We start from the raw sequence: 19,325 nt of genomic DNA on the forward strand, positions 1-19,325 counted from the left end.
GAAGGCAATTCTGTTCTAAATCGAACAGAAAGTGCCTTCTTTTTTTGAACATGAAAACATTTTAAATATCGTAAGTTTTTTGTGCCTTCTTACAGCTAGTTAGATGCATGAAATACCGTTTGTATAGATATCTTTCAATTCTCTGACTCGATGACTCGGCCCATATAGTATTCGTCTACGTATTGACCATTAATGAGCAAGGAGTTTTTTCTTAGCCCTTCGTTTTCGAAGCCAGCTTTTTGGTAAAGTCTGTATGCCACCATATTCTCTTTTACAACGGTGAGCTCTAGCTTAGTGACACCATTTTGTTTTGCCCAGAGAAATGCTCGGTTAATAAGTGAAGAGGCAACACCTTTTCTAGAGAATTGCTTTTTTACTCCTATTACTAAAGAGGAGCGATGTCTTGCTCTAGGAGCAGAATGACCTTGAAGTAATATAAAGCCGGCAAACTGTCCATTCATAATGGCTAGGAAAAGGACCGAGTTAGGCGAGCTTTTCCAAACAGTCATCTGCTTTCTTATATGCTGAACGGTCATTTGAAAGTCAGACTCCCCATACAGCATAAAGTCCGTTTCTGAAAAAATAGTCTCCTGCAAAGTAATGAAGGGACGAGCATCGTCTAGCTCTGCTTCGCGGATAACTAATATATCTTGATCTATGTCGTTTTCCTCATCCTCTACTTCATTCATTGCCTGAAAGATAACCGTCTCTCCTAAAACTACATCCTTTACTGAATACCCATAATTTATCCACGCAAAGTAGTGTAAGGCAGGCGGTTTTGTTTTTTTCCACCAACTGCTGCTTAAGTAGGCTGCATTTGGTAGTGCTTGCCCTATGATAGCCTCAATTTCTTCATATGTAAGGATAAATTCTTTTTTAATGCACTTTTTAAAGTAGTTAGATAGGGGAATATACTTACTCTCAAATTGTTTAACCATTATGAATTTATCACTCATTTCTATCTTTAAAATGAAATATAGGCTAATTATAGCATTTCCTTTTAACTAATCATATATCTAAAAGCATATTAATTGGTAAAAAAATACCTAAAAAGGATGCTGTCCGTTAAAAGGCAGCATCCTAGCTTATAGATTTATTAAACTTCAGTTAAATTTAAATTCAGTGCCGGTCCGAAGAATTCATAGTGAATATGATTTTTTGCAAATCCCAGCTCCAACAAATGATTGATCATCGCTTCCATAAAGCTTACTGGACCACATACATATACATCTCCATCTTTGTGCGCATACTCTTTAATAATCTCTTTTGTTATAAATCCATCTCCTTCTTCGGAGTATAGAGATTTATATATGCCATTTTCCAAGGAATCAATTAAAGAGCGAATATCTTGGTCAAAGGGATGTAAATTCTTCTTACGTGTACTATATATAAAGGAAACAGAACGTTCAGGCTGATTGTTTGCTACTGTTTCAAGCATACTCATCATAGGTGTGATTCCTACTCCGCCGCTAATAAAAGTTACTGGAGCAGTTTCTTCCTTATTGAGCGTAAACTCCCCAGCAGGAGCACTTATCTCTACTTTATCACCTATATTCATTTGTTTATGAAGATGTACGGATACTTTTCCTTCAGGATTGCTTTCGTCTTCTTTCTTTACGGAGATTCGGAATGCGTCTAAATCAGAAGCTTTAGAAAGACTATATTGTCTGTTCATCAAATATTGTTCTCCTGGAATATTTACCCGTAAAGTAATATATTGACCTGGTTCATAGGAAGGTAAAGCTCCTCCGTCTCTAGGCTTAAAGTAAAATGAGGTAATATTATCGCTTTCCTTTACCTTATCAGTAATGATAAAGTCTTTAAAAAATCTCCAGCCTCCTTCTTGATTTTCGGCTGCAGCGTACATATCTTCTTCAATTCCTATAAAAGCATCTGCGATTACTCCATATGCTTCAGCCCATGCATTAATTATTTCGTCTGTTGCCGCATCGCCTAATACTTCTTTTATAGCTCCTAAAAGATGTTGACCGACAATCGGATAATGTTCAGGCTTAATCCCTAAACTTACATGCTTTTGCCCAATTTGTTTTACGACAGGAATAATAGCAGCTAAGTTATCAATATGAACAGCTGCAGCATAGACCGTATTAGCTAAAGCATTTTGCTGGCGACCTTTCTCTTGGTTAGCATGGTTGAAAATATTTAATAGCTCTGGATTAGCTTCAAAAAGATTTTGATAAAATGTAGTTGTGATTGCTACTCCGTGTACTTCTAAGACAGGAACAGTGGATTTTACTATATCAATTGTGTGTTGGGATAACATATGCATCTGCACATCCTTTTCATTTTTAGCGCTATCCGTATGTACCTGCATGACATCTTCACAAGAGCATAAATAATAGCGCTTTGTTTTTATAAGTTCAACATACCCCTCTTCAAAATTAAAAGCAATATCTAAAATACATCTTTTAATCTTTGTAAATAAACAGTCACATTTCTTTCACGAGTTTGTCATAGTAGGTATAATGGAATGAATGGCGGTGTTAGTATGAGAATGACAATGTATACAGACTTTTCGCTTCGAGTATTGATCTATCTAGGAGCAAAAAACAAAGGCGACCTATCAACTATTAAAGACATTTCAGAAGCATATGGTATTTCTAAAAATCATTTAATGAAAGTGACTTATGATTTAGGGAAACTGGGATATATTGAAACGATTCGTGGTAGAGGCGGCGGTATTCGTTTGGCTATGGAGCCAGGGGAGATTAACGTGGGACAAGTTGTACGGAAGACAGAGGATGACTTCCATTTAGTAGAATGCTTTGATTGTCAGGCAAATCGATGTGTAATAACTCCAGCTTGCGGGTTAAGGAGAGCTTTAAACAGAGCACTAAAAGCCTATTTAACGGTGCTAGACGAATATACACTTGCAGACTTTCTTAATAACAAGGATGTATTAGCAAATTTACTTTTCAATGATAGACAAGATATATGATAAAATAAGGTCGGAAAAAGATTTTTAGGAGGATTATTCATGGAAAAGGTACTAGTTTTTGGACATCAAAACCCTGATACAGATACAATTACTTCAGCTATTGTATATGCATATTTAAAAAATGCGATTGGCGTAGAGGCTGAGGCAGTTCGTTTAGGCGAATTAAACAATGAGACTAAATATGCACTTGAGAAATTTGGGTTTGAAGCTCCACGAATGATAAAAAATGTAGAAACTGAAGCGACAAAAGTAATTTTAGTAGATCACAATGAAAAACAACAAAGCGCAATTGGAATAGAAGAAGTACAAATTACAGAGGTTATTGACCATCACCGTATCGCTAACTTTGAAACGGCAGATCCTTTGTATTATCGCGCAGAGCCAGTAGGGTGTACTGCTACGATCATCAATAAAATATTTAAAGAAAAAGGTATCGAAATACCGTCTAACATTGCAGGCTTGATGCTATCCGCTATTGTTTCAGATACGTTATTATTTAAATCCCCAACGTGCACGGAAGAAGATATTACGGCTGCGCGTGAATTAGAAAAACTAGCTGGAGTAAATGTGGAAGAGTATGGCCTAGCTATGCTAAAAGCCGGAGCCGACCTTAGTGATAAGAGCCTAGAGGATTTACTTTCGTTAGATGCGAAAGAGTTTACTATGGGTGAACATAAGGTAATCATTGCTCAAGTGAATGCTGTTGATGTGAATGACGTGATGGGACGTCAAGAGCAATTAGAAGAATTGATTAACATGGAAATTCAAGAAAAAGAATTAGATCTATTCTTTTTTGTTGTAACAGATATCCTAAATAATGACTCCGTAGCTTTAGCGTTAGGGAAAATGGCATTAAAAGCGGAGGCTACATTTAATGTGGCGTTTGTTAATAATGTTGCATTATTAAAAGGTGTCGTTTCACGTAAGAAGCAAGTAGTACCAGCATTAACAGAAGCGTTAGCTGAATAAATATAAAACTTTCTAGTGTAGTTTTTAGGAAGTAACATTGGAAAGATACCCCAAGAGTAAAATCTCTTGGGGTATTTTTGTATAGTAGAAAACTTGAGAAACGGCCTTATGTCTTAGGCTGGGAGGTTACGATAACTGGCTTTATTAATCATTAAGAACTATTTAAAACAAATCTTTATCAGGAAAAAATAAAAAAGTTTACGATATCTTGTTATTTGTAGGACAAATAGGGTATATAGCAAAGAGTATAAAATTAGGAGGGAAATAATATGGGGTGGCTTGAGACCTTTGTTGATGGGTTCAATAATATTTTATGGACTTATATATTGATTGCCTTGCTCGTTGGAGCAGGTTTGTATTTTACGTTTAGTACAAAATTTGTTCAATTTCGTTTGTTTGGAGAGATGTTTCGTTTAATTACAGAGAAAAAAGAAGAAAAAGGTGGAGTCTCCCCCTTTCAGGCATTTACAATCAGTACTGCCTCTCGAGTAGGTACAGGTAATATAACGGGAGTGGCTTTAGCGATAGGTATTGGGGGGCCAGGGGCTGTATTTTGGATGTGGGTTATAGCTGTAATTGGTATGGCGACTGCATTTATAGAAAGTACTCTGGCACAAGTATATAAGGTAAGAGATGGGAAAAATTTTCGTGGCGGCCCTGCATATTATATGGAGAAAGCACTCGGGAGTAGAAAGCTTGGAATAGTATTTAGTATTCTTTTAATCTTGTGTTTTGGATTTATATTTAATGCTGTGCAATCCAATACAATCGCTGCTTCTGTAGGAGAGGTATTTGATATTCCTCCTTATTTAATTGGAATCGTTTTAGTTATATTAACAGCAATTATTATCTTTGGCGGTGTACATAGGATTGTCCGTGTTACTCAGATAGTTGTTCCTGTAATGGCCCTATTCTATTTGGCTATTACTCTTTTTGTAGTTATTACAAATATTTCTGAAGTTCCAGGAGTGTTCAAGTTAATTGTTACACATGCTTTCGGTCTAGAGGAAGCTGTAGGAGGGACAATTGGAGCGGCTATTATGCAAGGAGTTAGACGTGGATTATTCTCTAATGAGGCAGGGATGGGGAGTGTTCCAAATGCTGCAGCAACGGCAAGTGTATCTCATCCAGCGAAACAAGGTCTTGTTCAAAGTTTAGGTGTATTTTTTGATACAATTATCATTTGTTCAGCAACCGCATTTATTATTATTTTGGCAGGCCTTTATAGCACAGGTGAGGATGATGGGGTTGTTCTTACCCAGAACTCATTAGCTGTTCATGTTGGTGAATGGGCTCCTTACTTTGTAGCAATAGCTATTCTTTTCTTCGCATTTAGTTCTGTTATGGGTAATTATTATTACGGGGAAACGAATATAGAATTTATGAATGCAAGCAAGGGATGGCTTACGGCTTATCGTTTTGTAGTATTAGGTATGGTAATGTTTGGTTCTATTGCACATGTTCAGCTTGTTTGGAACTTGGCCGATCTCTTCATGGGATTAATGGCTACGCTGAATATAGCGGTTATAATCCTCTTGGGTAAAGTAGCCTTTAAGGTATTAGATGATTTTACAAGGCAACGAAAAAAAGGGGAAGATCCGGTCTTTTATGCTAAATCAATACCAGGACTGAAAAATACAGAGTGCTGGGATGAAGAGGATAGATAATCAGTAAAGAAGCTATATAAATATTTTAAAGAAGGCTGCGAAAATTTTACGAGTCAGTAAAATTTCGCAGCTTTATTTTTATCTAATAATTATTCTGCCAGGAAGTCTTATTATAAGGTGTCCTAGCCGTACCAACCTATTATAAAAACTAGTTGTATTTTTATCTAATGCGTTTTGTAATAATATGGGGCGGGTATCAAAGGCTTAAGAGAGTTACTATCAATCCATTTACGTTCTGTGAAGCAATTTGCATAAATAGAGTTTCATTTTAAATGCAGAATTATAACAATCGACAAGCTTCAGACATACGCTAGCCCTATGAAAAAGCATCCTCTAAATCAAAAATCCATTCTACTCTCTTGTTAAAAACAAATAAATTTTATTATTCTCTTTGAATTGTTCGTGTTTATCCATAAAAAAGGAATTATGAAATGGATTCTGTTGAATAAACTTTCATGAATAGATAGACACTAGTATAAATAAAGGAGGAAACATAATGACAGAAAAGATATTACCGGGAAACTTAGAGTCTTATTGGTTAGCTAATAATGAACTCCCATTGTTTCCTAAGTTAAATGAAAATATAGAGGTTGACGTATTAGTAGTTGGAGCAGGTTTAACAGGAATAACTGCGGCATATTTACTAAGTAAAAGTGGAAAATCAGTGGCCGTTATTGAGGGAAGTAAAATTTTAAGTGGAACAACTGGTTTTACAACAGCAAAGGTAACCGCCCAGCATGGACATGTATACCAGCAACTGATCAATACCTTTAATGAAGAAAAAGCAAAGTTATACTATGAGGCACAGGCAGACGCTCTTAACTTCGTGGAACGTACCGTCTCAGATTTAGGTATTAAATGTGATTTTGAAAAAGTACCTGCCTACATATATGCAGATACGGAAGCGGGAGTAGATACTGTTACAAAAGAAATGGACGCCTATCAGAAATTAGGTATTGGACCTGCTACTCTAACGGAAGAAACAGAGCTTCCATATCAGGTGAAAAAAGCACTTAGGTTAGAAAACCAAGGACAGTTTCATCCTGTAAAATATGCCAAAGCTTTAGTTGATCACTCAGTACAAAATGGGGTACATTTCTTTGAAGAGACTCGAGCTAAAGATCTTCTATCAGACAATATCGTTAAAACAGTAGACGGCCACAAGATAAAAGCGAAGAAAATTCTCGTTTGCAGCCATTATCCTTTTAATGATGAAAATGGTTTATATTTTACACGGTTAGAACCACACCGTTCTTATGTCATAGCCGCTCCTGCAGAAAAAAGCTCTCCGAAGGGTATGTACATTAATGTAGAGCAACCCACAAGGTCAATTCGTTCAGCCTTAGGATCAGACGGGAAAAGATATATTTTGTTGGGCGGAGAAGGTCATGTGACAGGAAGGCAGGAGGGAGATACCACTGCTAAGTATGAAACTTTAGCTGCCTATGGTCGGGAAAAGTTTAACTTTCAATCGTATAACTATCGATGGTCTGCACAAGATTTAGAAACATTAGATAAAGTCCCTTATATTGGTGTAATGACCTCTGACAAACCAGATGTATTAGTGGCCACTGGTTACCGAAAATGGGGTATGACTAACAGTGTAGTTGCTGCTCAAATTATGGTAGACAATGTATTAGGGAAAGAAAACCGGTTCGCAGAATTCTTTGCACCTACAAGATCAAAAATGAAAAAAGAAGATATTACTAAATTCACAAAAGCTAACGCGAGTGTTGCTAAGGAATTCGTTAAAGGTAAGACTGAAAAAGTAGATCTCCAACTTGAGGATTTAAAAGTAGGTACAGGTGATATTGTAAAAGTAGAAGGAAAAAAGGTAGGCGCATACAAGGACCAGGATGGAAAAGTGTATTTAGTTAAACCAGTATGCACCCATTTGGGTTGCGATGTTGCGTTTAATAATGCAGAGAGCTCTTGGGATTGTCCATGTCATGGTTCGCGCTTTAACTATAAAGGTGAGGTGCTGGAGGGACCAGCGTTCGAACCATTAAAAAGATTAAACTAAGAAGGCTAATGTTATTAGCCGTTATATAAGAGCCAAGAAAGTTATTTATACCTTCTTGGCTCTTTTTTTGTGTTGTTTTTCTTATTCCGGCTTTCAGATATCATTAGTATTGTCTTTCTAAAGTATATCGATTAAAATTATCGATATACATAAAGGAAGTGATCGATATAAAAAGGAGAAGAGGGTTTGTTCAGCTAGCGATACTACATTTGTTGGAGGAAGGTCCAAAGCATGGTTATCAGCTGATGAAGGAATTAGAAAGGCGAGCTGGAGGATTTTATTCAGCCAGTGCGGGGACCGTGTATCCAGCTTTGCAGGAATTGCTGGAGCAGGAAATGATTGATTTGTTACTTGAATCAGAGAAGAAGATTTACTCTCTAGGTGACAAGGGGCAGTCTCGACTTAATGAATACTCTAAACAAAAAACAGAAGATTTTTGGGACAATTGGCAAGCGAGATGGGAATGGCAAAATTCGTCGGAGGCCATTCAGCTTAAAGAGACACTCGATCTATGGGAGGATGAGCTAAGGAAAGCAGTTAAAGCCTCTAGAAAAGATAAGGAAAATACAATTCAGTTAACAGCTTTCATCCAATCTATTACAAAGCAGTTGCAAAAAGAAAATCTATAGAAGGGGGAGATAATATATGAAATCCCTACAAAAGCTGCTTCGTTATTTAAAACCATATACGGTTTTTGCTATATTAGCTCCTTTACTCATGTGTTTAGAAGTGGCAATGGATTTACTCCAGCCAACGATTATGCAGCATATTATCGATAATGGTATTGCGGAAAATGATAATGCCTATGTTATCCAGATGAGTATATTAATGCTCGTCACTGCATTTATCGGTTTAATAGGAGGAGCTGGTTGTACGGTTTATAGTTCCAAGGCTGCAGTCAATTTTGCTGCTGACATTCGGAGAGATGTCTTTCAAAAGACACAGCAATTTTCTAGTGGTAACACAGATACCTATGGAACGGGAAAACTTATCACGATTGTGACAAATGATGTCACTTCAGTACAGCAGGCATTAATGATGACATTACGTATTTTCGTACGAGGACCATTGTTGTTTATAGGCTCAGTTATTATCGTATGGGTCACTGCAAGAGAGTTATTTCCAGTATTATTAGTGACTATACCTATTTTAATGGCATTTATTTATTTCTTCTCATCAAGAACAGGCAAGCTTTTCGTCAAGGTACAGAAGGCAATGGATAAAGTAAATACGAAGTTACAAGAGACATTTTCTGGTATTCGAGTTATAAAAGCATTTAATCGAAAGCATCATGAAATAGAATCTTTTAAAAATGTGAATGACACTTTGACTAAAAGGAATATGGCTGCAGAACAAGTCATCTTATCGCTAATGCCTGTCATGTTATTTATCGTAAACGTAGGTGTTGTTTTTGGGATGTGGATGGGTGCCATCAAAGTAGATGAAGGGACTATGCAGGTTGGAGTTATTCTAGCTTTTATTAATTATCTTAATATTATTATGAATGGTCTTATCTCAAGTAGTCATGTATTAATGCAAATTACTCGTTCCTTTACCTCAGCAAACCGTATTCAGCAAGTTTTAGATACGAATATTGAAATACAAGAGCCAGTAAATCCGATACATCAAACTTATGTAACTGGAGAAGTAGAATTTAACCAAGTTAACTTTAGCTATAGTAAAAACGGTGAATATGTCTTAAAGGACATCTCATTTCAAGCGAATCCTGGTGATACAATTGGCATAATTGGATCAACAGGAAGCGGTAAGTCTACCCTAGTAAAGTTAATCTCTCGGTTATATGACCCAGACACGGGAATGATTCGAATAGGTGGTAAAGATATTAAGGAATATCCTTTAAGAGAGTTACGAAGCCTAATCGGATTTGTCCCTCAAAAGGCTACCTTGTTCTCTGGTACCATCGAGGAAAACTTACGCTATGGAAATGAAAATGCAGATATAAGACAGATGGAAAATGCAGCTCGCTCCGCAGTAGCCTACGAGTTTATCGAGAAACTGGAGCAAGAATTTGAACATGAGCTGATGCAGGGTGCAACCAATTTATCCGGAGGGCAGAAGCAACGCTTATCTATGGCGCGGGCCTTTATTCGCCAGCCTAAGATTCTAGTTTTTGATGATTCTACATCTGCCGTAGATGCGTTGTCTGAAGCAGCAATACAAAAGACTTTAAAAGAACAGTACGGAGAAGCAACAGTGTTTATCATTTCTTCTAAAGTATCTTCTATCATTAATGCTGATCAAATATTAGTCATTGACGATGGTCGTATAGAAGCTACTGGGTCACATGATGAGCTTCTGCAGACTAGTAAGGTATATAGAGAGATTTATGAAACGCAAAGTGGGAAGGGGGTCCTTTCAGATGAATAAAGCATCCACTCAACCACCCAATGCCATGGGAAGGGCTCGAGGTCCAAGAGGGTTCGGAGGCCCTGTGGTCAAGGCAAAGGATAGTAAAGGCACCATTAAAAGAATATGGGGTTACTTAGAGAAACAAAAAATAGCTCTCATTGCAGCAAGCGGCTTTGTTATTGTGTCCACCTTGCTAAATTTACTTGCACCATACCTTATCGGAGTCATAATTGATGACTATATTATTCCTAAGGATTTAAATGGAACTCTTCGTTTCTTAATATTTTTAGCATTAGTATATACAGCATCTTCGATATTCACTTGGCTACAAACATTTTTAATGGTGCGAGTGTCGCTAAAAACCATCCAAACACTGCGCCAGGAATTGTTTATTAAATTCCAAACCTTATCATTACGATTTTTTGATAAACGGACCCATGGAGATCTTATGAGTCGTGTGACGAATGATATAGAGAGCTTAAATAATGCATTGAGTCAAAGCGTTATCCAAATATTTTCTTCCATTCTGATGGTAAGTGGAGTGGCTATCGCAATGTTTGCATTAAACTGGATATTAGCGATCGTATCACTGCTAATCATTCCGCTTATCATTTTTACTACGAAAAAAATTATCAAATATAGCAGCAGTAACTTTATAAAAAGACAGCGAGATTTAGGAGAGTTAAATGGTTTTATAGAGGAAGCAATCTCAGGTAATGAGGTTATTACTCTTTTTGGTCAAGAAGAGAATACGTTTAATAAATTTTCAAGTGTAAATGAAAGGCTGCGAGGCTCTGCCATGGCTGCTGATACAGTATCCGGATTTTTAGGCCCAATCAATAACTTCATCAATAATCTTGGACTTGCGCTAATTATCGGAGTAGGGGCAGTGATGACAGTACAAGAGATGGCGACAGTTGGAATTATTGCTGCTTTTGTTACCTATTCTCGTCAATTCTTCCGTCCGATTAACCAACTATCTAACCTGCTTAACACTTTTCAATCTGCGATAGCAGGGGCTGAAAGGGTATTTGAGATTATGGATGAATCACCAGACATGCAAGATAAGGATAATGCTTTAGATATAAAATCCTTCAAGGGGGATGTACAATTTTCTCATGTAAACTTCTCATATGAAAAGGAAGCCTCTATCCTAAAGGACATAACCTTTCAAGTAAAGGCAGGAGAGAAGGTTGCATTAGTTGGTCCCACTGGATCCGGCAAAACGACGATTATAAATCTACTTATGCGCTTTTATGATATTGATTCTGGAAATATTCAAATAGATGGAGTTAACATTCAAAACTATAAAATTAGCCAGCTTCGAGAAAAAATTGGAATCGTGCTTCAAGATACGTTCTTGTTTTCTGGAACAATTATGGAGAATATTCGCTATGGACGTTTAAATGCTTCAGATGAGGAAGTTGTAGCTGCAGCCAAAATGGCATCTGCTCATAGTTTCATCAAGCACTTACCAGATCAGTATGAGACCATCATCACCTCCGGCGGCTCAAGTCTTAGTCAGGGTCAGAGACAGCTCCTAGCGATTGCTAGAGTAATATTGGCGGATTCGGACATTCTCATATTAGATGAAGCTACTTCTAGTATAGATACGAAGACAGAAATAGAGATTCAGCGAGGATTAAATAGGCTATCAGAAGGAAGAACAAGCTTTGTGATTGCACATCGACTAAAAACAATAGAAAACGCTGATCGAATATTGGTTATCCATCATGGGACACTAATTGAATCTGGAACACATCAGGAGTTGCTACAGAAAAAAGGGTTCTATTCTGACCTATATGAAAGTCAATTTAATATTTAAAATAGAAACTTTGTGGGGCTTGTCAATGGCCTCACAGAGTTTTTTAAAATTAAAAGTATTTTAGAACTAATAACTTTAGGAGGCTAAAGTGAAATATAAGTCGAATTATACAACAAAAGATATAAACCTTAGTATGAAAGTAGCTAATTTTTTTTGCGTTTTAGAGCTATTTTCAATAGAGACTTTCACAACTTAAAGAAGTAGCTTTTAGTACAAGAATGTTCAATAATTAAGATAAGAAAAAAAAGGAATTGAGGTGAAAAGAATGGAGAGAACGTTTTCGGTCAAACTATTATTTGAACATATTTCCTCGCCTGAATCTATGCCTAATAAAACATTTGAAGAAACCATCAACATCGTTCGAGCACCTAGATTTGAAGATGTAGATCGTTTAGTAAAGGAACATTTTAAAGACGTCACTTATACCAATGCCTTTGGAGAAAAGACAATAATAAAATTAGTGATGATTCTTGATGTTTTCGAAATGGTTGACAAAATTGAAGAATCATTAGAATTTGCAGAAGTCTACAGCCACCATATAATCCTCGATGAAGCAGCTCACCTAGATAGAACTTATTGAATGTGCTTCAGTTTTAATAGTAGGTCACTTAGATCTCCAAATAGATAAAGGCGAGTAACTGGGACGGACATGTTCGGGTACTCGCTTTTTTTATAATGTTGATTTCCATTGTGGCGGACGCTTTTCGCGGGCACGGCTCCAGCCTTCTCCCTCGCTTTGCTCAGTCCGGGTGCTTCCGCTCGTGCTGTTCCCGTAGAAGTCGCCGCCTCCATTTCAATCAACTTTTCCCCCTAAAAGTAGAAAACAGTAACCAAAACCTCAAGTTCATTAATGACCTTTTTAGTAACTTCAAGCACAATTGACTTAACATTTCACATCCCGACAACTCAAGTATAAAATAATAGGAAGTTGCTTAGGAAAATCAATACAAATAGAACCAATAAAAAGACCCTCAGTTTTGAACTGAGGGTCTTTTTACCTTAACTATTAAAGAAATTTAGATTCAGGCTTGATTGAAGTGATTGAAGGTTTGTCTTCAATTGCTAATGTAATTCCGCCTGTTGTTGCTACCAATAAAGCAGCTACGCAAAATAATCCCACTAAAAACTTTTTCATAGTAATTCCTCCCAGTTAGATACTTTTAATTGTTTTATATGATAATTAAAACCTTGTTCATAATAAATTGTTGACTGCTTATACTGTTTATCACTAGATAGCTTTTTAGCTAAAACATTTGAATAAATAGAGCAATGTTTATACTCCTGTTTACTTTCAAAATAATCCAATGCTTCTTTGAAGGTAGCTATTAGATCTTTCTCTTCAAATAATATAGCTTTAAAAATGCTTAAGTGGTGTGTATACAACAATTTATTGTTTTCATTTAATGAATCTAGTAATTCTAATCCTTTATTTAACCAAACTTTGGCATTAACAAAATCACTAATTTTATAATAGGATTTTATTATAGAAAAGATAGTGATTATGCTATCGTTTGGACTGGATTTTACACTTAAGCTATTTTGAAAATGATTTAATGCTTGCTTTTGGTTTTTGAGCAGTGAATGACAGGCACCTAAATTATGCTCAATCATGCCAATGAATTTTGATGATTCTATTTTTGAACTAATCTCCATCGCTTTTTCATACGTAGCTACTGCATCTTTTAAAACACCTGTATTTTTTTGTGCTATTCCTAAAATAACTAAGCATTCTATGGACCGTTCAATCAGAATCTCTTGATTGAAGTAGGATAGCGCCACTTTAACGTAGTCGATAGCAAGGATATACCTTGACTCTGAAAGAAGAGATAAGCTGGATATATAGTAAAGTTCTGCCATTTCCCAATCTTCCATGCGATAGCTTTTAATTAAAGAAAAGACTTGCATAAAAATTTCAGTTGCTTGCCTAAATTCATTGTTTTGATAAGCTATAATGCCTTGTATGGTAGAGAGATAAAATAGCTGCTCAGTAGTCATTTCTTTCTTGAATTCTTCCAAGATTGCTAAATTTGTTTGTACTTCACTTGTATAATTTGGAAGCATAAGAGTAAGTCTTGTCTCCATTACTAGAAGTGTTAGCCGATTAGGCTCGAAAGGATGCTCTTCTATGTAGACGTGGAGGTCTTGATATAGACTTTTTGCTTTCAATTTATCTCGAGAATTAATAACGCTTTTAAATTGGCTTTTAAACTGTGATAATTTTACTTCATTGCCATTGCTGTTCAATGCATCGACCGGGATATTTAACCTTTTTACTAGATGTTGTTGTATATCCTCACTAGGGATAACTAACCCATTTTCTATTCTACTTAGATAAGAAGGAACGCAAATACCTGAAGCTAAATATTCCTGCTTCATATTTTGTCTCTGGCGTTCTAATTTGATTAGCTGCCCTATATTCACCTAATTCAACCCCCCTCGAGTAGGATCTAAATAGGAAACAAAATCAGATACTATAATAAAGATAGCATAAAAAAACTGAAAAAAGTATAGAATTGGATTATTATGAAAGTGAATGTTAAAAACTATAGAAAAAATGGTGTTTTTGTATATCACTTTCCTAAAATGGTTATGAATATTTTAAAAGTTGTAATTTAATGGTACCGATATGAATTTATTTTACTATGAAAATAAAGTGATAAAATAGTCTTTTGGGAACCTTAAAGTTAAAATTTTACATTCAAAACCTGTTGAATAAGCAAATAACTACGCTTGGCGTTTACACTTTCTTAGGTGAATTTAGAGGGTTAAAGTTATCTTATTCTACATTAGAAAGAAATATGACAGATAGATTCTAAGATAATCCTTGTCCTTGTGTAAACTCTTTATATAATTCATGACTACTTAGTAATTCTTCATGTGTACCGGTGCCTGTAATTTCTCCCTGCTCTATAAAGAAGATTTGGTCTGCATGCATGATGGTTGCCAATCGATGGGCGATGATTAAGGTAGTACGACCATTCATTAATCGTTCTAGTGCTTCTTGAACAAAAGATTCTGATCCACTATCTAAGTTTGAGGTAGCCTCATCTAATAACAATATTTTAGGGTCATGTAAAAGTGCTCTTGCAATTGCTATTCGTTGTCTTTGCCCGCCAGATAGCTTCATTCCTCGTTCGCCCACAAGCGTATCGTATTTGTCAGGAAGCTCTTCTATAAAGGACGAGGCATTTGCAGCTTTTGCAGCCTCTATAATCTTTTCCATCGAAGGGATTTTTGTCATACCATAAGTCATATTAGACAAGATAGTACCGCTCATCAAAGGGCTTTCCTGTGATACATACCCCATTTTAGAGCGCCAATCCCTTAAAGGTAGTTCGTGAATAGGAGATCCGTTAAAATAAATTTCACCATGGTCAGGCTCGTAAAACCTCTCGAGTAACGAAAAGATAGTAGTTTTTCCTCCACCACTTGGTCCTACAAAAGCGGTAACTGTACCAGGCTTTGCTTCAAACGTAATTCCATTTATAATTTTTTTGTTTTCTCCATAAGAAAAATGAACGTCTTTAAAAGTAATTATCCCATCTTCCAACGCTATTGATGCTTGATCCTCAACAGGTTCACTGTCCATTGCAAATATCTCTTGAATTCGTTCCGTTGCTCCCACAGCCTTTTGGAAGGAGGTAAAGAACGTTGCCATTTGAGCGAAGGGAAAAATTATTTGAACTAAATAGAAGATAATTGCCACAAGGTCTCCAGCAGAGAGTGTGCCATTAGAAACCTGTAATCCTCCATAACCTAAAATGACAACTAGGATAGCCATCATAATAAGGGTCATAAAAGGGGATATGAATGATTGAATCTTGGCTTCCTTCAGTCCATACCGATAAAGTCTTTGGATTGCCTCTCCGCCACTAACGGTTTCATTTTCTTCTGCCCGGTAAGATTTTACTAGTCTTATCTCAGATAGAACTCTACCTAGCAATCCAGAAAATGAGGCCATTTCTTTTTGGGTTGCCTTCGCGACCTTATGCATCATAGAACCTAAAGGCATCATAATAGCCATACTTAGTGGAACGCTTATAAGCATGATTAATGTCATTTTCCAGTCTATAAAAAATAAAATGATAACTGAACCAATGATCGTTATGATACCTGATACAAAATTAACTAAGTGGTCAGTGATTAATGATTTTAATGTAGAAGTATCTTGAGTGATACGACTCATTGTTTCGCCGCTTTCATGTCGGTCATAGTAGGGGATCGGTAAATGAAGAACCTTGCTCCATAGCTTGTTTCTCAAATCAGCAACGACAAATTCTCCTATGTAGGACAAAAGGTAGTAGGAAAAACCACCGAACACGGCCTGCAATATAAATACAGCCAATAACAATAGGATAAGAGTCCAATTGAAGCTAGTTGAGGTCAATGAGTCAACTAGTGTTTTAGTTACTAAAGGTACTACTAAACTAATGACCGTGCTTAATAAGGAAAGGATGATAGCTAAAACTGCTATTTTAACTGGCCACCTTAAGCTTTTCAGTAATTGGAAAAAATTTTTAGTAGAAGAGGACATGCTAAATACTCCTTTCTCCATTTCTTATACCAAAAAAATCGTGCAAACTAAAGCTGCACGATCATTATAAAGCCTGAGTCTCCGCCTTAGGTCTTTTTTGCAACTCTACGACTAGGGGGTCTGCAGACATTTCTAAAAGACTAGCTTGCTTGTTTTGCAAATCTAATCGCATTTTTTCTGTTTCTAATAGGAAATTGTCGTATTTAAGCCGTTCTAGTTCAATTTCATCCTTTATTACCTTAGATTTCATAGACTGCATTTTGCGTAAATGGGTTGTCCAAATAGCCGTTAACGGAATCGAAAAGACCATTACTATAGCAACAAGGCCAATAAAAAGTCCAATAATATCTTCCATTTAAATACCTCCTCTTCTTTTTTCCCTAGTATATACGAAAAATACAGAAAATAGTTTCCAATTGAGTTAAATTTTAAAAAAAGACGTATATCTTAACGCTTTTCTTTAATGGCAGGCGACTTAAGAGGGGAGTAAATAGATAATTTTTAGAAAATGAAAAAGCTAATCTAAGGATTGTATTATCCTTTGGATTAGCTTTTCAAAAATCATGTTATTTATTTAAGTAGGCCCAAGCGTATTGAGCATAAAGCTCTGCTCCTGTTACAAGTGAATCTTCATCAATATTAAAGTTACCATGGTGGTGCGCCCAATCTGTATCCTTTTCGGAGTTTCCGCATCCTACTAGTGCAAAGCTTCCAGGGGCTTTTGTTAAAAATGCTGAGAAATCTTCTCCACCCATAGTAGGCTTTTCATCATATACAGAGTCAGAACCAAATGCTTCGCTTGCTACCTGTTGAACAAGCTTTGCGCTTTCTTCCTCATTATCTACTGCATCTGTTCCACGAGTATAAACTACTTCTGCTGTTGCTCCGTAAATGGCTGCCACGTTTTCCGCATAGTCTTTAATGCTCTGTTCCATATGATCACGAGTTTCGGGGTGGAACGTACGAACTGTTCCTTCAATTTCTGCATTTTCAGCAATAACATTGAACCTAGTACCAACAATCATTTTTCCGATTGTTAGTACCGCTGGACTTTGTGGATCGATAGTGCGCGAAACGACCGTTTGAACGTTCATCACAAAGGAAGAGGCTACAAGGGCAGCATCAATACATGCTTCAGGAATAGCGCCATGCCCACCGCGACCTTTGAACTTTACAGTGAAAAGATCGGCTGCAGCAAATGAAGGTCCAGGGGTGCAGGATACTTTACTTGTCGGCATTTGTGACCAAATATGTATACCGAATACATTGTCCACACCTTCCATAGCACCTTGTTCAACCATAGCTTTAGCACCTTGAGCAATTTCCTCTGCCGGTTGGAAAAGCAAGCGAACCTTTCCAGGCAGCTGGTCCTTCACTTCAGATAATGCCTTAGCAGCAATTAGTAGCATAGACGTATGAGCATCGTGTCCACAAGCGTGCATTTTTCCTTCTATTTTAGATGCGTACGGCACATTATTTAGCTGCTGTACCGATAGAGCATCCATGTCGCCGCGTAATGCCACAGTTTTCCCATCAGTTTTGCCATAGATTTCTGCGATAACTCCTGTAGGCTCTGTTTTACGATAAGTAATACCTAGCTTGTCTAAATAGTTACAAATAAATTCTGTAGTTTTAAATTCTTCAAAAGATAATTCTGGCTCACTATGCAATTTCCTACGTAATTCAGTTAGCTCCTCACTGTTGTTTTTTATGGATTCCTTAATTTGAGTGTTAATCATGCTGTTCCCTCCGTTAGTCGTAATACTGTTTCATATAAAATAGTTGCTCCCTTAGCAAGGTCCTTAGTATCCGACCACTCTTCCGGGCAATGACTTAGACCATCCCTGCTAGGGATAAAGATCATCCCACATGCAGTATAATCAGAGAAAATCATGGCATCGTGACCTGCTCCACTACTAATCTGGCAATAGGAAATGTCTAGTTTCTCGCATGCCTCTGTTAAAAGAGAGTGAACTTCTTTGTCCATAACCTTTGGCGTCGTGTGAAGCAGCTGCTCAGCGACGCTTTGCACGTTCGAATTATTTTTAGATTCAATTAGTGCCATTACCTTATTAATTGCTTGCTGAACTTTTTCCTCTTCTCCTGAACGTATATCTACTGAAAAGATTACTTTGCTTGGAATTACATTAGAGCCGTTAGGGAAAACTTCTAATTGTCCTGTAGTAATAACGGTCCCATGTCCTACTTCTTCAGCAAGCTTTGGAAATGCGGAAATGATTTGTGCAGCTGTGACTAATGCGTCGGCTCTTTTGTCCATAGGTGTCGTACCTGCATGACCGGCTCTGCCTTGAATAGTAACCTCTAGCTGAGTTAGACCAACAATAGCATCCACAACACCTATAGATATGTTTTTTTCTTCTAAAATAGGACCTTGTTCAATATGTAACTCCAAAAAAGCTTTAATCGTTTTCGGGTCACGGTATTTTTCCTTAGTAAAATCTAAACCAATATTAGTCATGGCTTCTTTTACTGAAACTCCGTTTTTGTCTTTGATGGATTGAAAATCATCTTCAGACAATAACCCCATCATTCCCCTAGAGCCCATTAGCCCACCGCCAAAGCGAGAACCTTCCTCCTCGACCATTGCAATGACCTCCAGCGAGTTAACTGGATGGATTTGCTGTTCCTGAAATAAAGCGGCAACTTCTAAACCGACTACAACGCCAGCCGCTCCATCGTATGCTCCTCCGTTTGGTACAGAGTCAAAATGAGAACCTACTATAACCGATGGTGCACTTGGGTCGAGGCCTTCAAGTTTTCCAAAAATATTCCCGAGGCCATCCTCTGAAACAGTTAAGTTATAATTTCTCATCGTGTCTTTTATATAGTTTCTAGCTTCCAAATCTTCTTTTGAATAAGTTAATCTTGTTACCCCTGCTTCTGGGGTAGCTGTATATTGACTTAAAAGGTTGATATGCTGCTCTATTCTTAGTTGATTGGCTATCATTCTATCACTC

General features: G+C 36.9%; 16 protein-coding genes. 8 read left to right on the forward strand and 8 right to left on the reverse strand.

Annotation, left to right across the window (positions count from 1 at the left end):
- Window positions 1-134 precede the first annotated feature (134 nt).
- On the reverse strand, window positions 135-956 hold the full coding sequence (locus M3627_RS06010) for a GNAT family N-acetyltransferase (protein WP_251553315.1): 822 nt from the start codon (window positions 954-956) through the stop codon (window positions 135-137).
- 140 nt (window positions 957-1,096) lie between these two features.
- Entirely contained in the window at window positions 1,097-2,284 is a 1,188-nt protein-coding gene (gene hmpA, locus M3627_RS06015) for an NO-inducible flavohemoprotein (RefSeq protein WP_251553353.1), read from the reverse strand.
- A gap of 225 nt (window positions 2,285-2,509) precedes the next feature.
- Between hmpA and M3627_RS06020 the strand changes: the two genes are divergently transcribed.
- From M3627_RS06020 to M3627_RS06055, 8 genes are all read left to right on the forward strand, one after another.
- Window positions 2,510-2,959: an RrF2 family transcriptional regulator gene (locus M3627_RS06020; RefSeq protein WP_251553316.1), complete on the forward strand. Its 450-nt coding sequence runs from the start codon at window positions 2,510-2,512 to the stop codon at window positions 2,957-2,959.
- A 39-nt stretch (window positions 2,960-2,998) separates the two neighbouring features.
- Entirely contained in the window at window positions 2,999-3,928 is a 930-nt protein-coding gene (locus M3627_RS06025) for a manganese-dependent inorganic pyrophosphatase (protein ID WP_251553317.1), read from the forward strand.
- Between the two features lie 269 nt (window positions 3,929-4,197).
- Complete coding sequence (locus M3627_RS06030; RefSeq protein WP_251553318.1) at window positions 4,198-5,595, forward strand: alanine/glycine:cation symporter family protein; 1,398 nt, start codon at window positions 4,198-4,200, stop codon at window positions 5,593-5,595.
- A 496-nt stretch (window positions 5,596-6,091) separates the two neighbouring features.
- Complete coding sequence (locus tag M3627_RS06035; protein ID WP_251553319.1) at window positions 6,092-7,618, forward strand: FAD-dependent oxidoreductase; 1,527 nt, start codon at window positions 6,092-6,094, stop codon at window positions 7,616-7,618.
- Window positions 7,619-7,776: 158 nt separating this feature from the next.
- Complete coding sequence (locus tag M3627_RS06040) at window positions 7,777-8,247, forward strand: PadR family transcriptional regulator (protein WP_251553320.1); 471 nt, start codon at window positions 7,777-7,779, stop codon at window positions 8,245-8,247.
- Window positions 8,248-8,263: 16 nt separating this feature from the next.
- A complete protein-coding gene (locus tag M3627_RS06045) occupies window positions 8,264-10,006 on the forward strand; it encodes an ABC transporter ATP-binding protein (protein WP_169358503.1) in 1,743 nt (580 codons plus the stop codon).
- Window positions 9,999-11,813: an ABC transporter ATP-binding protein gene (locus tag M3627_RS06050; protein WP_251553321.1), complete on the forward strand. Its 1,815-nt coding sequence runs from the start codon at window positions 9,999-10,001 to the stop codon at window positions 11,811-11,813. Before M3627_RS06045 ends, M3627_RS06050 begins: the two co-directional genes overlap by 8 nt.
- A 265-nt stretch (window positions 11,814-12,078) precedes the next feature.
- Window positions 12,079-12,393 carry a DUF4288 domain-containing protein gene (locus M3627_RS06055; RefSeq protein ID WP_169358504.1) on the forward strand — a complete coding sequence of 105 codons (315 nt, stop codon included), beginning with the start codon at window positions 12,079-12,081 and terminating at the stop codon, window positions 12,391-12,393.
- A gap of 426 nt (window positions 12,394-12,819) precedes the next feature.
- Here M3627_RS06055 and M3627_RS20775 read toward each other — a convergent pair whose 3' ends face one another.
- From M3627_RS20775 to M3627_RS06080, 6 genes are all read right to left on the reverse strand, one after another.
- Window positions 12,820-12,948, reverse strand: coding sequence for a hypothetical protein (locus M3627_RS20775; RefSeq protein WP_277347066.1), 129 nt, complete (start codon window positions 12,946-12,948; stop codon window positions 12,820-12,822).
- Complete coding sequence (locus tag M3627_RS06060) at window positions 12,945-14,234, reverse strand: helix-turn-helix domain-containing protein (protein WP_169358505.1); 1,290 nt, start codon at window positions 14,232-14,234, stop codon at window positions 12,945-12,947. Before M3627_RS06060 ends, M3627_RS20775 begins: the two co-directional genes overlap by 4 nt.
- Before the next feature lie 391 nt (window positions 14,235-14,625).
- Window positions 14,626-16,368: an ABC transporter ATP-binding protein gene (locus tag M3627_RS06065; RefSeq protein WP_251553322.1), complete on the reverse strand. Its 1,743-nt coding sequence runs from the start codon at window positions 16,366-16,368 to the stop codon at window positions 14,626-14,628.
- Window positions 16,369-16,411: 43 nt separating this feature from the next.
- The gene (locus M3627_RS06070; protein ID WP_169358507.1) at window positions 16,412-16,702 is read right to left on the reverse strand and encodes a hypothetical protein; all 291 of its coding nucleotides are present in this window, start codon (window positions 16,700-16,702) and stop codon (window positions 16,412-16,414) included.
- A 211-nt stretch (window positions 16,703-16,913) separates the two neighbouring features.
- Window positions 16,914-18,086 (reverse strand): amidohydrolase, encoded by a 1,173-nt coding sequence (locus tag M3627_RS06075; protein ID WP_251553323.1) that lies wholly within the window; start codon window positions 18,084-18,086, stop codon window positions 16,914-16,916.
- Window positions 18,083-19,315: a Zn-dependent hydrolase gene (locus tag M3627_RS06080; RefSeq protein ID WP_251553324.1), complete on the reverse strand. Its 1,233-nt coding sequence runs from the start codon at window positions 19,313-19,315 to the stop codon at window positions 18,083-18,085. The genes M3627_RS06075 and M3627_RS06080 overlap by 4 nt, the downstream gene beginning before the upstream one ends.
- Between the last annotated feature and the right edge of the window lie 10 nt (window positions 19,316-19,325).

The organism is Psychrobacillus sp. MER TA 171 (assembly GCF_023713305.1).
Lineage (GTDB): Bacteria > Bacillota > Bacilli > Bacillales_A > Planococcaceae > Psychrobacillus.

What these genes read in the sequence shown, in the direction of transcription:
- M3627_RS06010 (WP_251553315.1), bottom strand. Translation starts at nt 956, where the DNA reads ATGAGTGATAAATTCATAATGGTTAAACAATTTGAGAGTAAGTATATT.
- hmpA (WP_251553353.1), bottom strand. Translation starts at nt 2,284, where the DNA reads ATGTTATCCCAACACACAATTGATATAGTAAAATCCACTGTTCCTGTC.
- M3627_RS06020 (WP_251553316.1), top strand. Translation starts at nt 2,510, where the DNA reads ATGAGAATGACAATGTATACAGACTTTTCGCTTCGAGTATTGATCTAT.
- M3627_RS06025 (WP_251553317.1), top strand. Translation starts at nt 2,999, where the DNA reads ATGGAAAAGGTACTAGTTTTTGGACATCAAAACCCTGATACAGATACA.
- M3627_RS06030 (WP_251553318.1), top strand. Translation starts at nt 4,198, where the DNA reads ATGGGGTGGCTTGAGACCTTTGTTGATGGGTTCAATAATATTTTATGG.
- M3627_RS06035 (WP_251553319.1), top strand. Translation starts at nt 6,092, where the DNA reads ATGACAGAAAAGATATTACCGGGAAACTTAGAGTCTTATTGGTTAGCT.
- M3627_RS06045 (WP_169358503.1), top strand. Translation starts at nt 8,264, where the DNA reads ATGAAATCCCTACAAAAGCTGCTTCGTTATTTAAAACCATATACGGTT.
- M3627_RS06050 (WP_251553321.1), top strand. Translation starts at nt 9,999, where the DNA reads ATGAATAAAGCATCCACTCAACCACCCAATGCCATGGGAAGGGCTCGA.
- M3627_RS06055 (WP_169358504.1), top strand. Translation starts at nt 12,079, where the DNA reads ATGGAGAGAACGTTTTCGGTCAAACTATTATTTGAACATATTTCCTCG.
- M3627_RS20775 (WP_277347066.1), bottom strand. Translation starts at nt 12,948, where the DNA reads ATGAAAAAGTTTTTAGTGGGATTATTTTGCGTAGCTGCTTTATTGGTA.
- M3627_RS06065 (WP_251553322.1), bottom strand. Translation starts at nt 16,368, where the DNA reads ATGGAGAAAGGAGTATTTAGCATGTCCTCTTCTACTAAAAATTTTTTC.
- M3627_RS06070 (WP_169358507.1), bottom strand. Translation starts at nt 16,702, where the DNA reads ATGGAAGATATTATTGGACTTTTTATTGGCCTTGTTGCTATAGTAATG.
- M3627_RS06075 (WP_251553323.1), bottom strand. Translation starts at nt 18,086, where the DNA reads ATGATTAACACTCAAATTAAGGAATCCATAAAAAACAACAGTGAGGAG.
- M3627_RS06080 (WP_251553324.1), bottom strand. Translation starts at nt 19,315, where the DNA reads ATGATAGCCAATCAACTAAGAATAGAGCAGCATATCAACCTTTTAAGT.